The sequence below is a fragment of the Nocardiopsis sp. NPDC006139 genome (genome assembly GCF_040614155.1).
Classification (GTDB): domain Bacteria; phylum Actinomycetota; class Actinomycetes; order Streptosporangiales; family Streptosporangiaceae; genus Nocardiopsis; species Nocardiopsis changdeensis.
The window spans coordinates 183,704-202,884 of the sequence record NZ_JBEXTT010000003.1 but is presented as its reverse complement, the minus strand read 5'-3'; the positions used below and the strand labels follow the sequence as shown (position 1 = coordinate 202,884).

The 19,181-nt window shown below is 75.1% G+C and carries 14 protein-coding genes; 7 read left to right on the top strand and 7 right to left on the bottom strand.

What is annotated here, in order from left to right:
- The first annotated feature begins 17 nt into the window (after positions 1-17).
- Positions 18-2,771 carry a BTAD domain-containing putative transcriptional regulator gene (locus ABZ249_RS05325; protein WP_355257577.1) on the top strand — a complete coding sequence of 918 codons (2,754 nt, stop codon included), beginning with the start codon at positions 18-20 and terminating at the stop codon, positions 2,769-2,771.
- A gap of 36 nt (positions 2,772-2,807) precedes the next feature.
- Here the strand turns inward: ABZ249_RS05325 and ABZ249_RS05320 are convergent, their stop codons facing one another.
- On the bottom strand, positions 2,808-3,188 hold the full coding sequence (locus ABZ249_RS05320) for a nuclear transport factor 2 family protein (RefSeq protein ID WP_355257574.1): 381 nt from the start codon (positions 3,186-3,188) through the stop codon (positions 2,808-2,810).
- Between the two features lie 424 nt (positions 3,189-3,612).
- Between ABZ249_RS05320 and ABZ249_RS05315 the strand changes: the two genes are divergently transcribed.
- Positions 3,613-6,417 carry a BTAD domain-containing putative transcriptional regulator gene (locus ABZ249_RS05315; RefSeq protein ID WP_355257571.1) on the top strand — a complete coding sequence of 935 codons (2,805 nt, stop codon included), beginning with the start codon at positions 3,613-3,615 and terminating at the stop codon, positions 6,415-6,417.
- A 29-nt stretch (positions 6,418-6,446) separates the two neighbouring features.
- Here ABZ249_RS05315 and ABZ249_RS05310 read toward each other — a convergent pair whose 3' ends face one another.
- The gene (locus tag ABZ249_RS05310) at positions 6,447-6,677 is read right to left on the bottom strand and encodes a hypothetical protein (RefSeq protein WP_355257568.1); all 231 of its coding nucleotides are present in this window, start codon (positions 6,675-6,677) and stop codon (positions 6,447-6,449) included.
- 244 nt (positions 6,678-6,921) lie between these two features.
- Here ABZ249_RS05310 and ABZ249_RS05305 point away from each other — a divergent pair, with 244 nt between their 5' ends.
- Positions 6,922-7,440: a hypothetical protein gene (locus ABZ249_RS05305; protein ID WP_220564368.1), complete on the top strand. Its 519-nt coding sequence runs from the start codon at positions 6,922-6,924 to the stop codon at positions 7,438-7,440.
- Positions 7,441-7,448: 8 nt separating this feature from the next.
- Here ABZ249_RS05305 and ABZ249_RS05300 read toward each other — a convergent pair whose 3' ends face one another.
- Positions 7,449-10,115: a DUF4135 domain-containing protein gene (locus ABZ249_RS05300; protein ID WP_355257565.1), complete on the bottom strand. Its 2,667-nt coding sequence runs from the start codon at positions 10,113-10,115 to the stop codon at positions 7,449-7,451.
- A 183-nt stretch (positions 10,116-10,298) separates the two neighbouring features.
- Between ABZ249_RS05300 and ABZ249_RS05295 the strand changes: the two genes are divergently transcribed.
- The 4 genes from ABZ249_RS05295 to ABZ249_RS05280 all read left to right on the top strand — a co-directional run bounded on the left by ABZ249_RS05295 (position 10,299) and on the right by ABZ249_RS05280 (position 13,917).
- A complete protein-coding gene (locus ABZ249_RS05295; RefSeq protein ID WP_355257562.1) occupies positions 10,299-10,862 on the top strand; it encodes a hypothetical protein in 564 nt (187 codons plus the stop codon).
- Between the two features lie 254 nt (positions 10,863-11,116).
- On the top strand, positions 11,117-11,563 hold the full coding sequence (locus ABZ249_RS05290) for a YciI family protein (RefSeq protein ID WP_355257559.1): 447 nt from the start codon (positions 11,117-11,119) through the stop codon (positions 11,561-11,563).
- A 48-nt stretch (positions 11,564-11,611) separates the two neighbouring features.
- A complete protein-coding gene (locus ABZ249_RS05285) occupies positions 11,612-12,868 on the top strand; it encodes an RNA polymerase sigma factor (protein ID WP_355257556.1) in 1,257 nt (418 codons plus the stop codon).
- Between the two features lie 59 nt (positions 12,869-12,927).
- Positions 12,928-13,917, top strand: coding sequence for an NAD-dependent epimerase/dehydratase family protein (locus tag ABZ249_RS05280; RefSeq protein WP_355257552.1), 990 nt, complete (start codon positions 12,928-12,930; stop codon positions 13,915-13,917).
- Positions 13,918-13,966: 49 nt separating this feature from the next.
- On the opposite strand, the gene clpB is transcribed toward ABZ249_RS05280, so the two are convergent.
- The 4 genes from clpB to grpE all read right to left on the bottom strand — a co-directional run bounded on the left by clpB (position 13,967) and on the right by grpE (position 19,181).
- Entirely contained in the window at positions 13,967-16,579 is a 2,613-nt protein-coding gene (gene clpB, locus ABZ249_RS05275; protein ID WP_355257549.1) for an ATP-dependent chaperone ClpB, read from the bottom strand.
- Between the two features lie 95 nt (positions 16,580-16,674).
- Positions 16,675-17,157, bottom strand: a complete 483-nt coding sequence (locus tag ABZ249_RS05270; protein WP_220564377.1) for a helix-turn-helix transcriptional regulator — start codon at positions 17,155-17,157, stop codon at positions 16,675-16,677.
- Positions 17,158-17,162: 5 nt separating this feature from the next.
- Positions 17,163-18,329, bottom strand: a complete 1,167-nt coding sequence (dnaJ, locus tag ABZ249_RS05265) for a molecular chaperone DnaJ (RefSeq protein WP_220564378.1) — start codon at positions 18,327-18,329, stop codon at positions 17,163-17,165.
- A 126-nt stretch (positions 18,330-18,455) separates the two neighbouring features.
- Positions 18,456-19,181, bottom strand: a complete 726-nt coding sequence (gene grpE, locus ABZ249_RS05260) for a nucleotide exchange factor GrpE (protein WP_355257545.1) — start codon at positions 19,179-19,181, stop codon at positions 18,456-18,458.

Sequence of the window (19,181 nt, the reverse complement as noted above, 5' to 3'; positions counted from 1 at the left end):
AGGGCGAGGTCTATCTCGTGAACCCCGGAAGCGGTTTCAACGGAGTCTTCTTCCGCCTTCTCGGGCCGCTCCAGGTCGAGGCGGGTTCCGAGCAGGTGCACATTCCCCCCGGACGCCAGCAGGTCATTCTCCGTGCGCTGCTGCTTGAGGCGGGGCGCACCGTTTCCACGGACCACCTGGTCGACGTGACCTGGGACTGCGATCCCCCCGACACGGCCCGCACCCAGGTGCAGATCTGCGTCTCGCGGCTGCGCAAGAGCCTGGCCCCCCTCGGCACGCCCCTGCTCACCTCCCCGCCGGGCTACCTGCTCCGAGTGGAGCCGGAGGCCGTCGACGTCCACCTGAGCCGCATCCTCGCCGAGAGGGCCGGGGAGGCCGTCGCCGGGGGCCGCCCGGAGGAGGCGGTCGCCCTGCTGCGCCGGGCGGCGGGCCTGTGGCGCGGCCCGTCCCTGGGCGGCCCGTCCGGCCGCCTGCTGCGGCCCCTGGCCGACCGGCTGGACGAGGACCGCGCGTCCCTCGTCGAGGCGTACCTGGACCTGGAGCTGGAGCTGGGCCGCCACGACCTGGTCGTCGGGGAGATCGACGACCTCGTCCGGAGGTACCCCCTGCGCGAGCGGCTGCGCTACCAACTCATGCTCGCCCTGCACCGTTCCGGGCGCCGGGCCGAGGCGCTCCGGGTCTACCGGCGGGGCCGGGAGCTGAGCACGGCCGAGCTGGGGCGCGAACCCGGACCGGAACTGCGCGCCCTGGAGGCCGCCGTCCTGGCGGGGGAGTCGCCGCCCGACCCGGACCCGGCCCCGGCGGCGCCCGCCGCCCCCGTCGCGGTCCCGGCCCCGCGCTCCCGGGCGGGAGCCCCGTGCCCCCGCCAGCTCCCCGCCGACACCGCGGACTTCTCCGGACGCGGGGAGCAGGCGGCGGCACTGGAGGCCGCCCTCACCGGGCCGGGCCGCGGCGGGGGCCGGGCCGCCCTCTGCGCGGTCGTCGGCCTCCCCGGCGTCGGCAAGAGCGCCCTGGCCGTGCACGTCGCCCACCGGCTGGCCCGCGCCGGCTTCCCCGACGGACAGCTCTACTGCGACCTGCGCGGCGGCAGCGGGACCCCGCTGGACCCCGCGCGGGCGCTGGCCCGGTTCCTGCGCGCCCTGGGCGTCCCCGACCGGGCGCTGCCCGAGGGGCTCGGGCCGCGCGCGCGGATGTACCGCGACCTGCTCGCACGGCGGCGGGTCCTGGTGCTCCTGGACGACGCCGCCGACGATCGGCAGGTCGCCGACCTGCTGCCCCCCGGGCCCGGCTGCGCCGCGATCGTCACCGGCCGCTCCGGCCTCGCCGGGATTCCCGGGGCCGACCTGGTCGAACTCGACGTGCTCCCGCAGGACCAGGCGCTGGAGCTGCTGCGCCGGGTGATCGGACCCGAACGGACGGACGCCGACCCCGAGGCCGCCGCCGAGCTGCTGGGCACGGTGGGCAGGCTGCCCCTGGCCCTGCGGATCGTCGCCGCCCGGCTGGTCGCACGGCCCCACTGGTCCCTGGCGTCCATGGTCGCCCGGCTCGCTGACGAGCGGCACCGCCTCGACCAGCTCTCCCACGGCGGGCTCACCGTGCGCGCCGGCCTGGTGCCGGGCTACGAGGGCCTGGCCCCGGACGCCCGGCGGACCCTGAGGCTGTTCGCGCTGGCCGACGGCCCCGGACAGCCCGGGTGGGCCGCCGGGGCGCTGCTGGACGACCGCAGGCCCCGCCCCGACGAGCTGCTGGAACCCCTCGTCGACGCCCGGATGCTCGCCGCCGACGGCACCGACGCCGCGGGCGGCCCCCGCTACCGGTTCCACGACGTCGTCCGCCTGTTCGCGCGCGAACGCCTGGCGGAGGAGGAGACGGAGTCCGAGCGGCGGGAGGCGGCGGCCCGGCTGGTCGGCGGCTGGCTCTTCCTGGCGGAGGAGGCCGACCTGCGCACCGGGGGCGGATCCGGCCGCATCGGCGCGGGGGGCCGGTGGCGCCCGCCCCCGGCCGATGCCGTCCTGCGCGACCCGGCGGCCTGGCTGTCGGCGGATCGGTCCCGCCTGTGCGCGGCCGTGGACCTGGCCGCCGACCACGGTCTCGACGAGCTGTGCTGGAACCTGGCGCTGGCCCTGGTCCCCCTGTTCCACCGGCGCGGGTACCTGCGGGAGTGGGACCGGGTCAACGACCGGGCCGCCGAGGCGGTGCGCGCCGCGGCCAACCGCCGCGGGGCGGCGGCGGTCGCCTACTCCCGCGGCTGCCTGGACCTGGACCGGCGGAGGCCCGCCGACGCCCGCGCGGCCTTCGAGGAGGCCCTGGCGGTGTTCGGGGAGCTGGGCGACGTGACCGGCCGCGCCTGGTGCACCTGGGGGCTGGCCCGGCTGGAGCGGGCCGCCGGGCGCCGCGAGCACGCCCTGGAGCTGTGCGGGCGGGCCCTGCGCGACTTCCAGGAGGTCGGCGACCCGGACGGGGAGGGGCGCGCCCTCATGCTCAGCGGACACCTCCGCACGGCCGCCGGCGCCGTCGACGCGGGGGAGGCCGACCTGGCCCGGGCGCTCACGCTGTACGAGCGGACCGGGGACCCCCGGGGCCGCGCGCGGGTGCTGAGCCGGATGGGCCGGATGGCGCGGGACCTGGGTGATGAACGGCGGGCGCTGCGCCTGCTCACCGAGGCGCGGGAGCTGGACGGCGGGGAGGAGCGGGTGCCGCGTACGGTGCCCGGCCCCCGGGACCTCGGGGACCGGGACGGGACGGCGGCCCGGGCGCCGGAGCAGGCGTGAGCGGCGCCCCCGCCCGGGCCGGCCGCGGCCGGCCGGTCACCGCGGGGCGCGGTCCCAGGAGGCGATGAGCCCGTGCTCGGACAGGGAGAACACGTCCCTGTAGACCAGCGTGGCCATGCGGGACGTCTCGGTGAACGCCCCTTCGGCGACCACGCCCTCCCCGCTGACGCGCACCAGGTCCACCCGGTGCAGGCCGCGCCCGGCCAGGTGCTCGCGCAGGGCCGCCTCGACCCGGCGTCGGCCCCGGCTGTACGGGACGCCGGGCAGGCGCAGGCGGGCGTACTCGTCCAGAAGGGAGGCGCAGCCGTCCAGGTCGGCGCGGTCGACGTAGTCGTAGAGGAGGAGCACGTGTTCGGCGCCCGCCCGCGCCACCCTTTCGCTGCGGCCGGGGGTGTGCTCCTGGCCGTGTGCGGTCATCCGGCACCTCCCCGGCCGGGGGTGCGCGGAACACCGCGGACGGCGGAGGCGTGGTTCATGGCGACTCCCGGGCGCTCGTGGTTCGGGGCCCACGCTAGGAAAACCCCCTGTCACCGGCCTATCCCCGGGCTATCCCGGCGTCTTCGCCGCGCTTCCCGGTAGCCGATATATCACTTAACGTGATATTTGCAGTTCCCTTCCGTCCGTCTTTCAACCATCCGAAATTTGGGTCTGGGTCCCAGTGGTGGGAATGTGAGAATTCGACCACGGCGACCTCGGTTTTCGGTCGAATAAAGTTCGCTTCTCTTCGCAATGCGTGTGATATAACTCCGTTTCGGGAGTCGTTCTCTTTGATTTCAGAACGGTGGGGAGCTGTGTGATCACGACGGGCGATCGGCCTGGCGACGACGGAATGGTGTTCCGCGTGCTCGGCCCCATCGAGGTCCGGGGCGCCGGGGGCCCGGTCCGGGTGCCCGTCGGCCGGCAGCAGACCGTCCTGGGCATCCTGCTCCTGGAACTGGGCCGCGTCGTCTCCACCGACCAGATCGTCGACATCCTCTGGGAGCACAGCCCGCCGGAGACCGTCCGGACCCAGGTGCAGATCTGCGTCTCCCGGCTGCGGACCCTGCTCAAGCCGACCGGCGCCGTCATCGAGACCCGGTCCCCCGGCTACGTCCTCAACGCCGCCCCCGAGACCGTGGACGCGCACGTCTTCCGCGCCCGGGTCCGCGAGGCGACCGCCCTGTCCCAGCAGGACCGGGGCGAGGAGGCCGCCGCCCTGCTTCGCTCCGCGGTCGGCCTCTGGCGCGGGCCGGTGTTCGGCGGCGTCGGCGCCGAGGCCCTGCGCGCCCGGGCCACCCACCTCGACGAGGAGCGGATGGCCGCCGTCGAGTCCTATCTCGCCATCGAACTCGAACTGGGGCGGCACCAGCGCCTCATCGGCGAGATCAACGGGCTGGTCGAGGAGCACCCCCTCCGTGAGGGGCTGCGCGCCCAGCTGATGCTGGCGCTGTACCGGTCCGGCCGCCAGGTCGAGGCGCTGGAGGTCTACCGCCGCGGACGCGACCTGCTCATCGAGGAGCTGGGGCTGGAGCCCGGGTCCGAGCTGCGCGAACTGGAGCGCGCCATCCTCGCCGGCGACCCCTCCCTGGAGCACGCGCCCCCGCAGGGCCCGGCCCACGCCTCGGGCGGCGGGCCCGCCACCGCGTTCGGCGGCGGGGTCACCCCCTTCCAGCTGCCCTCCGACACCGTGGACTTCGTCGGCCGCGACGGCACCATCGACCGGGTCGAGGGCGTCCTGGCCGAGCCCGGCAACGGAGCCCGGGTCGTCGTGCTCATGGGACGCCCCGGGGTCGGCAAGAGCTCCACCGCCGTGCGCGTCGCCCACCGGCTGGGCCCCGAGCGCTATCCCGACGGGCAGCTCTACTGCGACCTGCGCGCCACCCGGGGGACCCCGCTGGACCCCGGCGAGGTCCTGGGCCGCTTCCTGCGGGCGCTGGGCGTGCCCGGCCCCGCCGTCCCCGACGACGTGGACGAGCGCGCCGCCATGTACCGCGGCCTGCTGGCCACCCGCCGGGTCCTCATCGTCCTGGACGACGCCGCCACCGAGTCCCAGCTGCTGCCGCTCATCCCGGCCGGCCCCGGCTGCGGGGTCCTCATCACCTCCCGGGCCAACCTCACCGGCCTGCCCGGCGCGACCTTCCTCCCCCTGGAGACCCTCTCCGAGGACGCCTCGCTGGCCCTGCTGCGCCAGGTCCTGGGCGACGCCCGGGTCGACGCCGAACCCGAGGCCGCCCACGCGCTGGTGGGCGCGGTGGGGAGGCTGCCCCTGGCGCTGCGCATCGTGTCCGCCCGCCTCGCCGCCCGCCGCCACTGGTCCCTGTCCTCCATGGTGGACCGGCTGGCGGACGAGCGGTACCGCCTGGACGAGCTGGCCCACGGCGACATGACGGTGCGGGCCAGCCTGTCGCTGACCTACGACGGACTGGAGGCCGGGACGGCCCGCGCCTTCGGGCTGCTCGGCCTGGTCGAGGGCCCCACCATCCCCATGTGGTCGGCGGCCGCCCTGCTGGGGGACGACCGCCCCTTCCCCTCCGACATCGTCGAACCGCTGGTGGACGCCCACCTGCTGGACATCGTGGGCACCGACCCGTCCGGGGACCCGGTGTACCGCTTCCACGAGCTGGTGCGCGACTACGCGCGGGAGAGGTCGGCCGACGTCGAGGACGACGCCTCCCGCGGCGCCGCCATCGACCGCCTCATGGGCGGCTGGCTGGCGCTGCTGGACGCCGCCAACGACGACCTCATGGGCGGGGAGTACCTGCGGGTGCGCGGCGGGGCGCCCCGGTGGTCCCCTCCCGCGCGGTACGTCGAGCGCGTCCTGCGCGACCCCTACGCCTGGTTCGAGGGCGAGCGCGCCAACCTCCGGCACGTGGTGCTCCAGGCGGTCGAGCTCGGCATGGACGAGCAGAGCTGGGACCTGCTGGTCGGCTTCTCGGTCTTCCTCACCCGGCGCGGCTACATGCAGGAGCTGGCCGAGCTGCACGACCGGGTCGAGCCGTTCGTGCGGGAGCGCGGCAACCGGCTCGGCATGGCCTCCCTGTGGGCCACGGTCAGCGAGGCGCTCAGCCACCGCTACGACGGGCCCACCCGGGCGGCGCTGCTGGAGCGGTCCCTGGAGGCGTACACCGAGCTCGGAGAGGTGCGGGGCCAGGCGATCGCCCGCCGCGCCCTGGCCACCCTCACCGCCGAGGCCGGGGACGAGAAGCGCGCGCTGGGCCTGTGCGAGGAGGCGCTGGAGGGTTTCATCGCCGTCGGGGACCTGGGCGGCCAGTGGCGCAGCCTGATGCTCACCGGCTACCTGCGCGGACGCGGCGGCGACGTCGACGGGGGCCGCGCGGAACTCGACCGGGCCCTGGAACTGGCCGGGCGCACCGGGGACCCGCGGGCCAGCGCCCAGGTGCTGCGGCGCAGTGCCCAGCTCGACCTGCTCCGGGGGGACGTCGGGCAGGGGATAGGGCGGCTGCGGGAGGTGCTGGCCGTCGTCGAGGAGCTGGGCGACCTCGTCGGCCAGGCGATGGTGCTGCGCGACCTGGGGACCGCCTGCGCCCAGGCGGGCCGGATCGATGAGGCGCGGGGGCTGCTGGAGCGCGCGATGGCGGCCTTCGACCAGCTCTACGAGGAGAGGGAACGAGCCGAGGTGGCATCCGTGTTGGCCGACCTCGGCTGACCGTTCGCCATCGTCCTCACCCCCGCCCGCTACTTCTCCCAGCGGTCGGCCGGGGTGTCCACCTTCACCGTGACGGTGGCGGGGCCCTTCTCCCCGGGACCGGACGGGACGTCGACGGTCACCGAGACGGCGGCGCCGGGGCCCGTCTTCTCCCAGCGGTCCTCCAGGGTGCCGGCCCCCGTGTCCGCCAGGGCGGGGGAGGCGCCCAGGGAGACGGCGACGGCGGCGGCGAGGGCGAGGGAGAACTTGACGATCCGCATGGTGACCTCCGTTGGTGAGGGCCCCGTCTTCTCGGGGGATGGCCACATCCTGCCCCGCGCCGCCGCCGAAGGCTTATCACAGGGCTATTCGCACCATTGCACGGCGCTGACAAGGGCCTATCCCGCCCGGGGATAGGTCGCGGATAGCGGGTGGATGCCCCCCTTTCCGATGATCGTGGGGAGCCGATCGCGGGAGGAGATCCCGGGGCATCGGACCGGGATCGCCTTGGAATGCGGAGTGGTGATGAACGACGTCCCCATGCTTGAGACCCTGGGAGAGTGCCGTGTCGACGGGCGCCCCGTGCGTCACCGGCGGGCCGCGGAGCTGGCCGCGGTCCTGCTCCTGTCCGACGGGGCGGCCCCCCGCGACTGGCTCTCCACCGTGCTGTTCGAGGGCGACCCCTCGCCGTCCAGCCTGCCGACGCTGGCCATGCGGGCGCGGCGGATCGGCCTGGACGTCCGGTACGAGCGCGAGATCGGCGCGTACCGCATCGGCGAGGGGGTCCGCTGCGACGTCGTCGAGTTCCTGTTCCTGCTGTCGCACGGCTACGTCGCCCAGGCGATGGAGTTCTACAAGGGCCCCTTCATGGTGCGCAGCCAGAGCCCCTTCGCCGTCCAGACCCGGGCCCACCTGGAACAGCGCATCGTCGAGGCCGTCGTGGACACCGGCGACGCGCGCCTGATGGCCGACACGCTGCGGGTCGTGCGCGACCCGGGGATGCGGCGGGCGCTGGTGCGCGACGCGGACGCGGCACTGGTCTGACGGGCCGGTCAGGGCGGGGAGACGAGCAAAAGGGAGGGGACGGCATGCGGAAAGGCCAGGCGCAGCAGGCCGTACCCCGCTCCGGCCGCGCCGGACAGCGCCGGGGCGGCCCCCGGGGTGAGGCACCAGCCGCGGGCGCGGCCGTGCGCGCACAGGCCCGCGGCGGCGCGCAGCGGGACCTCCTCCGCGCCTCCGCCGCGCCACCGCGCGGCCGACACCAGGAACTCCAGGACGCCCAGGTCGCCGTGGCAGGCCCCGTGGTCGCCGGTGGAGCGCAGGCCGCCGCGGAGCAGGGCGTCGCGGACGGCGCGTTCCAGGGACGCCAGGTCCTCCAGGGCGGCCGAGCGGACCGCCGGCTCGCGCGCGTCGGCCAGCAGGGACAGCCGGGAGAGGCCGATCCCCGCCAGGCCGTGGCACCACGACACGTCCGCGGGCGGACGCCGTTCCAGCGCCTCCCGCTCCCGGGACAGCAGCCGGCCGACGGCCCCGCCGTACCCCGCGCCGGGCAGCGCGGCGTCCATGCGGGAGAGCGCGACCAGGACCCCGGTGGAGCCCGAGGCCATGCCGGGCTCGGGGGGCGCGGCGGCGGTCTCCTCGGCGAGCACCGAGGCGACGCGGTCGGCGACGGCCAGCGCCCCCGCCCCGGGCAGCGCCGCGTGCAGCGCCAGCGCGGCCAGGACGGTGCCCGCACGTCCCCCGGCCAGGCCGGGGGAGCCGGTGCCGGTGTGCCCGCGCAGCAGGGCCAGGTGCGCCAGGGCGCCCCGGGTCCGGGTGTCGTGCCCGCGCACCGCGCCGGCCGCGGCCAGGTGGACCAGTGCGGCAGCGGCCCGGCCGAACCGGTCGGGGGCGCGGGGGGAGAAGCGCAGGGCGGCGGTGTGGTCGGCGGCGGCCTCGGCGCGGGCCCGCAGGTCGGGGCCGCCGCCGAGGTCGGCGAGCCGGGCCAGCAGCGGTCCCGCCCCCGGGTCGCGGGGGGAGAGGCCGCGGGCCAGGTCCGCGGCCGCGGCGAGCGCGGTCTCCCCGTCCAGCGGCCGGTCGCCCGGACGCGGGTCGGCCGCGTCGGGGTCGTCCGGGCACAGGTCGCGGGCGGTCCGGCGGACCAGCGCCACCGCCCCGCCGGCGCCGTGGCGGTCCAGGGACCGCAGCCGGCGGCGCACGGACGCGGCCGGCGCTTCGGCGAGCACGCCCGGGACGGTGCGGCCCGCGCTGTCGACCAGGTCGACGGCCCCCGCCGGACCCGACAGGTGCGGCAGGTCGCCCCTGAGCAGGTCGGTGGACTCCGCCCGCAGCAGCGCCGACCACAGCCGGGCGTCCCCGTCCCCCGGCAGGGGCCGGGGCAGCAGCAGGGAGCGGGTGAGGCCGTCGCGCAGCAGGTCCGGGCGGTCCCCGGCGTCCAGGGAGGGCGCGTACAGGGCGGCCGGGTAGAGGTCGTGCCGGAGCAGGGCGCGGGACAGCCCGCCCAGCGGGCCCTTCCGCGACAGCCAGGTCCCCCGGTCGGCCACCAGGGCGTCGTAGGCGAACGCGAACCCGTCCGTCAGCGCGCCCGTGTGCCCCTCCAGCGGCAGCACCCCGCCGCCGGACCCGGGCAGGTGCTCGTCGTCCTCCAGGGGCTCCTCGTCCAACGGGTCGTCCTCGTCGCCGACCTGTGAGACCGCGGCGTCCACGGGCCGCTCCGGCGGCCGGACCACCCCCGCCAGCAACCGCTCGGCGTCCGTCAGCACCGGGTGCGCGCCGTGCGCGACGATGTCCCGGTGGCGCGGGGCACTGCCGCTCAGGGCGTGGGCCAGCGCAGTGACGGCGCCCAGCCGCCAGTAGAAGGCGACGCCCTCCCCCTCGGGGCAGGGCTCGTGCTCGACGCGGAGCGTCCACCCGTGGTCGGGCAGGCGCAGCACCGGGACCGAGGACAGCCGGTGCGCGGGGCCGCGCGCGTTGAACCAGGAGACGATCCCCTCCCACAGCACCGCCGCGTCCGGCGGGCGCGGGGTGCGGACCATCCGGACGTCGCCGAACGAGACCACGGCCCCGGCCAGCCCGCCCGGGCGGCGCACGTACCCCGAGCCGAAGTCCACCAGGGTCACGGCGTCCAGCCGGCCCCCGTGCAGCCGGTCCAGCTCCGGGAGGTCGGCGACCAGGTCGCGGGCCAGCTCCAGCCGGGACTCCTCCCAGCGGGAGAGCACCTCCGCGACCCGGCGCAGCAGCACCGTGTACTCCTCCCACAGCTCGCGCTGCACCCGCGGCCGCGACAGCAGCTCCAGGTAGGCGCGGAACCGGGCCTCCCCGCTCGCGCCGCCGATCCGGCCGGAGAGCTGGGCGAACTGCATCTCCAGGGCCACGGTCGGGGTCATAAGGCGGCTCAGCTCCTCGTCCGGCCACGCCCCGGCCAGCAGGTCCGGCAGCCCGGCCAGGCGGGGGTCGGCCCCCCGCACCAGCGCGGTCGCCGCGTCGTGCAGGGCCCTCTGGTGCCCGTGCACGGCGTCCAGCGCCGGGCGCAGGAACCCGGCCGCGTCGGGGTCGGCGAGGAACGCCTCCCGCGCGCGTCCGGTGTCCCGCCCCAGGGCGATACGCGCGTCCGCGCGGCGCACCCACGCCTCCGGCGCGCCGGAGGCGGGCGCGTCCCCGGCGGCGTCGTCCGCCGCCCGCCGCCAGGGGAGTTCCTCGACGGTCCATTGCCTTTCCATGTTCGGCTCCCGTTCCGACCGGGGTCCCGATGACGTACCGGTGCTGTGGACCCAGTCTCACCAGGGGCGTTCACGTCGCCATCACGCCGGGGCCGGCGTCGATAGGCGGCCGATAAGCGGGCGATGGGGCCCCGGGCGACAGTAGGTGTGCAGGGATCGGACCCGTGCCGAGAAGGAGGCGTGATGACGAGGACCGTGGAGGTGTCGACACTGGGCCGCTGCGCTGTGGACGGCACGGCCGTGGCCAACCGCAGGGCCGTGGAGCTGGCGGCGCTGGTCGCCCTGTCGAACGGCTGCGTGCACCGCGACCGGGTGCTGGTGGAGCTGTTCGAGGCCGACCCGGCCCCGTCCAGCCTGCCGACCCTGGCCATGCGCGCCCGCCGGGCGGGCATCCCGCTCGGCTACGACCGGCGCCGGGCCTGCTACACGCTGGACGGTGCGGTCCGCTTCGACGTCGTGGAACTGCTCCGGCTCGTCCGCGCCGGGGACCCGGAGCGGGCCCTGGACCTCTACGCCGGCCCCTTCCTGTCCACCAGCCAGAGCCCCTTCGCCGCCGACACCCGGGCGGGCGTCGAGGGCGCCCTCGTGCGGGCGGTCCTGGCCCGGGGCGACGTCGCGCTCATGACCCGGGCGGACCGGTTGGTCAAGCACCCGGAGCTGAGCGAGGAACTGGTCAGGCGCGGCGCCGATCCGGCCACCGTCTCGCTGAGCCGCTCCTGGCTCTCCGGGCTCGGCTTCCCCGGCTGAGCCCTCCCGGCGGTGACGGGACCGCGGGCGGGAGGAGGACCCCGGACGACCGGAAAGGCCGCCCTTCCAGGTACCCCCTCCCCCCTGTGCCGGGGTGGTCTCTGGTACGTGCACCAGTCTCCGGCGCCGGATTCGCAGGGGCTTCACACGGCCCGGAAAAAAATTCTCGGAAGGATGTCGATCCGGCGGCCGCCCGTTCGACGAACAGGTGAGAGCGGGGGAGGGACCCCCACACCGCACGGAAGGCGAACACCATGCGCTACATGATGTCGATCATGTCCGACCCGCAGGCCGAGGCGAACACCGAGATGACCCCGGAGATCTTCGAGGCGATGGCCGCCTACAACGAGGAGCTGGTCAAGGCCGGCGTGCTGCTCGCCGGGGACGGCCTGGCGCCCTCCGCCGAGGCCGTCCGGGTGACCTTCTCCAACGGCGGGGCCCGGGTGACCGACGGCCCCTTCGCCGAGGCCAAAGAGTTCATCGCCGGGTACTGGATCCTCCAGGTGTCCTCGCCCGAGGAGGCCGTGGAGTGGGCCAAGCGCTGCCCCCACCCCCCGGCGGGCGACTCCGCGGAGCTGAACCTGATCCTGCGCCGGATCATGGACACCGACGACTTCAGCGACGACATGATGCCCGCGGAGCTCAAGGACCGCGAGCGCGAACTGCGGGGGCAGAACGCCCACGAGGCCCACGAGGACTGACCCGGGGGCGGGTTGCGGCGGTGTGTCCCGCGGTGCTCTGATGGGCCCGTGAGCCACACCGATACCCGGCGCGCGGTGGAGGCGGTCTGGCGAATCGAGTCGGCCCGCCTCGTCGCCGCGCTCACCCGCATGGTCGGCGACGTCGGCCTCGCCGAGGAGTTCGCCCAGGACGCGCTGGTCAGCGCCCTGGAGAAATGGCCGCGGGAGGGCGTGCCCGACCGGCCCGGCGCCTGGCTGACCACCGTCGCCAAGCGCCGCGTCGTCGACCGCTGGCGGCGCGACGAGCGCTTCCAGGACCGCATGGCCGAACTCGGCCGGCAGGTCGTCGAGAACGACGGCCAGGGCGGGTTCGACGCCGTCCTGGAGGAGGACTACGGCGACGACCTGCTCCGGCTGATGTTCGTGTGCTGCCACCCGGTGCTGTCCACGCAGGCCAGGGTCGCCCTGACCCTGCGGATGCTGGGCGGGCTGACCACCGAGGAGATCGCCCGCGCCTTCCTGGTGCCCGAGTCCACCGTCGCCCAGCGCATCGTCCGGGCCAAGCGCACCCTGGCCGAGAAGAAGGTGCCCTTCGAGGTGCCCGTCGGCGGGGACCGCGACGCCCGGGTGGCCTCCGTGCTGGAGGTCGTCTACCTCGTCTTCAACGAGGGGTACACGGCGACCTCGGGCGACAGCCTCCTGCGCCCCGAGCTGTGCGAGGAGGCCATGCGGCTGGGCCGGGTGCTCGCCGGGCTGCTCCCCGAGGAGCGCGAGGTGCACGGGCTGCTCGCGCTGATGGAGCTGCACGCCTCCCGGTTCCGAGCCCGGGTCGCCCCGGACGGGTCCCCGGTGCCGCTCGCCGAGCAGGACCGCTCCCGCTGGGACCGGATGCTCATCACCCGCGGCATGGCGTCTCTGCTGCGTTCACTGCCGCCCGACCCCGCGCAGCCGCGCGGCCCCTACGCCCTCCAGGCGGCGATCGCCGCCGAGCACGCCCGGGTCCCGGACCCCGGCGACACCGACTGGACCGTCATCTCCGCCCTCTACCTGGCGCTGGCCCGGCAGACCGGGTCGCCGGTGGTGGAGCTCAACCGTGCGGTGGCGGTGTCGATGGCCCACGGCCCGGCGGCCGCCCTGGAGATCGTGGACTCCCTGGAGGGGGCCCTGGACGGCTACCACCTGCTCCCGTCCGTCCGCGGCGACCTGCTCGAACGCCTGGGCCGGGAGAAGGAGGCCGAGGCGGAGTTCCGCCGCGCCGCCTCCCTCACCCGCAACGAGCGCGAGCGCTCCCTGCTGCTGGCCCGCGCCGACCGCCTCGCCCCCTGATTCTGCCTTCGGCAGTAAGGGCTGGCGCACCCGCCCGGCGGAGGGCCAGACTGCGGTTCATGAGACTTCTGGTACTGGGCGGCACGGAGTTCGTCGGGCGGGCTGTGGTCGAGGACGCGCTGGAACGGGGGTGGGACGTCACCGTCCTGCACCGGGGGACGCGGCCCGCGCCCGAGGGGGCGACCGTGCTCCACGGCGACCGGCTGGCCCCCGACGGCCTGGCCGCGCTGGAGAAGGGCGAGTGGGACGCCGTCGTCGACACCTGGTCGGCGGCGCCCAGGGCGGTGCTGGAGGCCGCCCGGCTGCTGGCCGACCGGGCGGGGCACTACACCTACATCTCCAGCTGCTCCGTCTACACCTTCCCCTCGGCGGCGGGCTCGGACGAGTCCTGGCCCACGGTCGACGCCGACCCCGGGGCCGACGGCACCGAGTACGCGGCCGACAAGCGCGGCGGCGAACTGGCCGTGGAGGCGGCCTTCGGCGACCGCTCCCTGTTCGTGCGGGCCGGGCTCATCCTCGGCCCCTACGAGAACATCGGCCGCCTGCCCTGGTGGCTGAACCGGATCGCCCGGGGCGGCCCCTTCCCCGCGCCCGGCCCGGCCGACCTGCCGATCCAGTACGTGGACGCCCGCGACCTGGCCGCCTGGACCCTGGACGCCACCGAGGCGGGGCTGTCCGGGCCGTTCAACCTGGTGAGCCCGCCCGGACACGCCACCGTCGGCGAGCTGATCGACGCCTGCGTCGCCGCCACCGGCTCCGGCGCCGAGCCCGTGTGGCTCACTCCCGAGCAGGTCGCCGCGGCGGAGGTGGAGCCGTGGTCCCAGCTGCCGGTGTGGCTCCCGCCGGGCGAGCTGCACGACTCCCTGCACGGCAACGACGTCTCCAAGGCGGTGGCCGCGGGGCTGCGCTGCCGCCCGGTCGCCGAGACCGCCGCCGACACCTGGGAGTGGCTGGTGTCCATCGGCGGCACCGCCCCGCAGCGCCCCGACCGCCCCGCGGTGGGCCTGCCCGAGGGCGCCGAGGAGCGCCTGCTGGCCGGACGCGCCTGACACGCGCGCGGGGGGCCGCCCGGTCCGGGCGGCCCCCCGCGGCCGGGTCCTACTCCGCCGGCGCTCCCAGCGGTCGGGACGACACGACCAGCCTGTCGGCGGCGTCGTTGACGTCCACCACCACCGTGTCCCCCTCCGTCAGCGCGCCCGACAGCAGCTCGCGGGCGAGCGGGTCGCCGATCGAGGACTGCACCAGGCGGCGCAGCGGCCGGGCCCCGTAGTTGGGGTCGTAGCCGGTCATCGCCAGCCACTCCCGCGCCCCCGGCGTCACGTCCAGGTTCAGGCGCCGGTCCGCCAGGCGGCGGGCCAGCTTCTCCACCTGGAGGTCCACGATCCGCGTCAGGTCCTCGATGGACAGCGCCTCGAACATGATCACGTCGTCGAGCCGGTTGAGGAACTCGGGCTTGAACGTCGCCCGCACCACGTCCATGACCCGCTGCTCGCGCGTCGCCTCGTCCAGGGTCTGGTCCACCAGGAACTGCGAGCCCAGGTTGGAGGTGAGGATGAGGATGGTGTTGCGGAAGTCCACCAGCCGCCCCTGGCCGTCGGTCAGCCGGCCGTCGTCCAGGACCTGGAGCAGGGTGTCGAACACCTCGATGTGGGCCTTCTCCACCTCGTCCAGCAGCACCACCGTGTACGGCCGGCGGCGCACCGCCTCGGTGAGCTGGCCGCCCTCCTCGTAGCCGACGTACCCGGGGGGCGCGCCGACCAGGCGGGACACCGAGTGCTTCTCGGAGTACTCGCTCATGTCGATGCGGACGATCGCCCGCTCGTCGTCGAACAGGAACTCCGCCAGCGCCTTGGCCAGCTCGGTCTTGCCGACGCCGGTCGGGCCCAGGAACAGGAACGAGCCCGTCGGCCGGTCGGGGTCGGAGATGCCCGCGCGCGCCCGGCGCACGGCGTCCGCCACGGCCACGACGGCGGACCGCTGGCCGATCAGCCGCCGGCCCAGCTCCTCCTCCATGCGCAGCAGCTTGGAGGTCTCGCCCTCCATCATCCGCCCCACCGGGATGCCGGTCCAGGACGAGACCACCTCGGCCACCTCGTCGGCGCCGACCTCGTCCTTGACCATGGAGTCGGTCTCGGCCTCGGCGGACTCCTCCGCCTGGGAGGCCTCCTCCAGCTGCTTCTCCAGCTGCGGGATCTCCCCGTACATCAGCCGGGACGCCGTGGCGAAGTCGCCCTCGCGCTCGGCCAGCTCGGCCCGGGTGCGCAGTTCGTCCAGCCGGCCCTTGAGGTCGCCGACCCGGTTCAGGCCCGCCTTCTCCTGCTCCCAGCGGGCGACCAGCCCGTTGAGGCGCTCCTGCTTGTCGGCCAGGTCCGCGCGCAGCCGCTCCAGCCGCTGCCGGGACGCCGGGTCCGACTCCTTGTCGAGCGCCATCTCCTCCATCTTCAGGCGGTCGACGGTGCGGCGCAGCTCGTCGATCTCCACCGGGCTGGAGTCGATCTCCATGCGCAGCCGGGACGCCGCCTCGTCGATGAGGTCGATGGCCTTGTCCGGCAGGAAGCGCGCGGTGATGTAGCGGTCGGACAGGGTCGCGGCGGCCACCAGCGCCGAGTCGGAGATCTGCACCTTGTGGTGCGCCTCGTAGCGGCCCTTGAGCCCGCGCAGGATCGCGATGGTGTCGGTGGCCGTCGGCTCGCCCACGAACACCTGCTGGAACCGGCGCTCCAGGGCGGGGTCCTTCTCGATCCGCTCCCGGTACTCGTCCAGCGTGGTCGCGCCGACCATGCGCAGCTCGCCGCGGGCCAGCATCGGCTTCAGCATGTTCCCGGCGTCCATGGACCCGTCGCCGGAGGCCCCGGCGCCGACCATGGTGTGCAGCTCGTCGATGAACGTGATGACCTGGCCCTCGGAGTCCTTGATCTCCTGGAGCACCGCCTTGAGGCGCTCCTCGAACTCGCCCCGGTACTTGGCGCCCGCCACCATCGCCGACAGGTCCAGGCTGATCAGCCGCTTGCCGAGCAGGGACTGGGGCACGTCGCCCGCGACGATGCGCTGGGCCAGGCCCTCCACCACGGCGGTCTTGCCGACACCGGGCTCGCCGATGAGCACCGGGTTGTTCTTGGTGCGGCGGCTGAGCACCTGGATGACCCGACGGATCTCGCCGTCGCGGCCGATCACCGGGTCCACCTTGCCCTCGCGGGCCCGCTCGGTCAGGTCGACGCCGTACTTCTCCAGCGCCTGGTAGGTCTCCTCGGGGTTCTCCGTGGTGACCCGGCGCTTGCCGCGCACCCGCTCGAACGCGTCGAGCAGCGCCTCGGGCGCGGCACCGGCGTCCTTGAGCAGCCGGGCCGCCTCGCCGCCGTCGGCGGCCAGGCCCACCAGCAGGTGCTCGGTGGAGACGTACTCGTCCTCCATCTGCTGCGCGCGCTGGGCGGCGGTGTTGATGGAGACGATGAGCTGGCGGGAGGAGCCGGGCGAGGCCGCCGTGGACCCGGTCACCTGGGGCAGCGCGTCGACGGCCTCGTCGACCCTGTCCTTGAGCCGGTCGGGGTCGGCCCCGACCTCCTTGAGGAGCGGGCGGGTGACGCCCTCGGCCTGGTCCAGCAGCGCGGTCAGCAGGTGCACCGGCTCGGTCTGGGGATTGCCCTTGGTGGTGGCCAGGCGGATGGCCACCGACAGGGCCTCCTGGCTCTTCTGGGTGAGCTTGTAGTTCATGTGCGGTGACTCCTTATGCAAGCCGTGTCACGCAGGGTGATGTGTCGCGGCCGGCCGGACCCCGTGCCCCCGTGCCGGGCCGGCCGTCGCGGCCGTCAGGCCCCGTCGCCGCCGATCCGGTCGGGGCCGGGGCCCTCCTGCCCGGAGTCCCTCCGCTGACCGTCGTCCTCGGCGGTGTTGAAGATCGTCACGCGGGTGCGCCGGACCAGTTCGCCGCGCACCGCGGTCCCGCTCTCGGAGCGGGGCGGGCGGGCCCGCCGGGCCACCGCCCGGCGCGCCGCCTCCAGTTCGTTGGCGAGGTGGAACACCTGCTCGCGCAGCTGCTCCGCCTCGTGCTCCAGTTCCAGGATCCGCTTGATCCCGGCCAGGTTGATGCCCTCCTCCTGCGACAGCCGCTGCACCTCGCGCAGTGTCTGCACGTCGCGCATGGAGTAGCGCCTACCGCGTCCGGAGGTCCGGCCCGGGGACACGATCCCCAGCCGGTCGTACTGCCGCAGCGTCTGCGGGTGCATGCCCGCCAGCTCGGCCGCCACGGATATCACGTAGACCGGCGCGTCCACGCCGAAGGAGTCGTTCATCGGTCTCACGCACCCTTCGCCCGCGCTTCGAGCCCGTCGCGCGGGTCGTGGTCGGACGTCGCCGCGCGGAACTTCTCCAGGGCCTCGCGGGCATCGCCGTTGAGGTTCTTGGGGACGGAGACCTCCAGGGTGACGATCATGTCGCCGGTGGTGCCGTCCTTGCGGGTGGCGCCCTTGCCGCGCACCCGCAGCTTGTGGCCGTTCTGCGTGCCCGGCGGCACCTTGACCGTCACCGGGAAGCCGCCCAGGGTCGGGATGCGCACGTCGGCGCCGAGCACCGCCTCGGGGAACGTGACCGGAACGGTGATCGTGACGTTGTCGCCGCTCCTGCCGAACACCGGGTGCTCCTTCACGTGGACGACGACGTACAGGTCGCCGGCGGGCCCGCCGTTCTCACCCGGCGCGCCCTTGCCCTTGATGCGGATGCGCTGGCCGTCGGCCACACCGGCGGGGATGCGCGTCTGGATGGTGCGGGTGCTCTTGCCGCGCCCGCTGCCGTGGCAGGTGTCGCAGGGGTCGTCGACGACCAGGCCGCGCCCCTTGCACTCGCTGCACGGCTCCGACAGGGAGAAGCCGCCGAGGTTGGTGTTCTCGTGCCCGGTGCCCGAGCACTTGGGGCACATCCGCGGGGCGGTGCCCGCCTTGGCCCCGGTCCCCTTGCAGGTGGGACAGGGCGCCTCGCTGGCCAGCTGGAAGGAGCGGGTCACCCCGTCCGCGGCCTCGCGGAAGGTCAGGGTGGCCTCGGTCTCGACGTCGGCGCCGCGCCTGCTGCGCGTGCCGGTGCCGCCCCGGCCCCGGCCGCCGAACAGGCCGCCGAAGAGGTCGCTGAGCCGCTCGCCGCCGGTGCCCCCGCTACCGGCGGTGCCGCCCTGGCCGAACAGGTCGCTCATGTCGAACCCGCCCGGACCGGTCCCGCCGCCGGGCCGGTACGAGCCGCCGAACAGGGACCGCGCGTCGTCGTACTCCTTGCGGCGCTTGTCGTCCGACAGGACGTTGTACGCCTCGGAGATCTCCTTGAAGCGGTCCTCCGCCTTGGGGTCGCCGGTGTTGGCGTCGGGGTGGTTCTCGCGCGCCAGCTTGCGGTAGGACGACTTGATCTCGTCCTTGGAGGCGGTCTTTGAGACTCCGAGGACCTTGTAGTAGTCCTTCTCCAGGTAGTCCTTGGTGCTCATCGACTGGGTGCCTTCTCCCGCTGCTCTGATCGCGTCCGATGTTTCCAGGTGGTCCCGGGCCGCCCGGGACCGGGGTCGGCTCTGCGGGCCACCCGTGGGTGGCCCGCAGAGCCGCGGGTCCGACCGCTACTCCTCGGCCCTGCCGCCGGAGTCCTCCGCGTCGCCGGCGGGCGCCTCGGCGGAGCCGGACTCCTCGGAGCCCTCCACCGGGTCGCCGACGACCACACGGGCCGGGCGCAGGATCCGCTCGCCCATCCGGTACCCCGGCTGGAAGACCTCCACCACCGTCTGCACCGAGATCCCGGGGACCGGGACCAGGGTCAGCGCCTCGTGGACGTTCGGGTCGAAGTCGTCGCCCTGCTCGGCGAACCGCTCCAGGCCCAGCTTGGCGACCGCGCCCTCCAGGGCCTCGCCCACCGCCTTGAACCCGCCGGTGAGCTCGTCGTGGTCGCGGGCCCGGCCGATGTCGTCGAGGATCGGCAGGAGTTCACCCAGGACCTGGGCGGTGGCGACCTCCCGGACGGCCACCCGGTCCCGCTCGACGCGCTTGCGGTAGTTGGAGTACTCCGCCTGCACGCGCTTGATGTCGTTGGTGAGCTCCACGACCCGCTCGTCGGCGTTGATCGCCTCGGACACCACCTGCTCGGGGGTGTCGGGGATCTCGATCCCCTCGACCTCCTCGGCGTCGGCCCCGGCGTCGGCCCCGGCCTCCGGGGCCTCCTCGGGCTCCTCCGCCGCGGCCCCGCGCACCTCACCGGTCTCCGGGTCGATGCGGCGGTTGTCGCGGATCACCGGACCCCGGCGCTCCTCGCCGTCGCCCGCGCTGCCGTTCGCGTTGTCAGACTGCGCCAT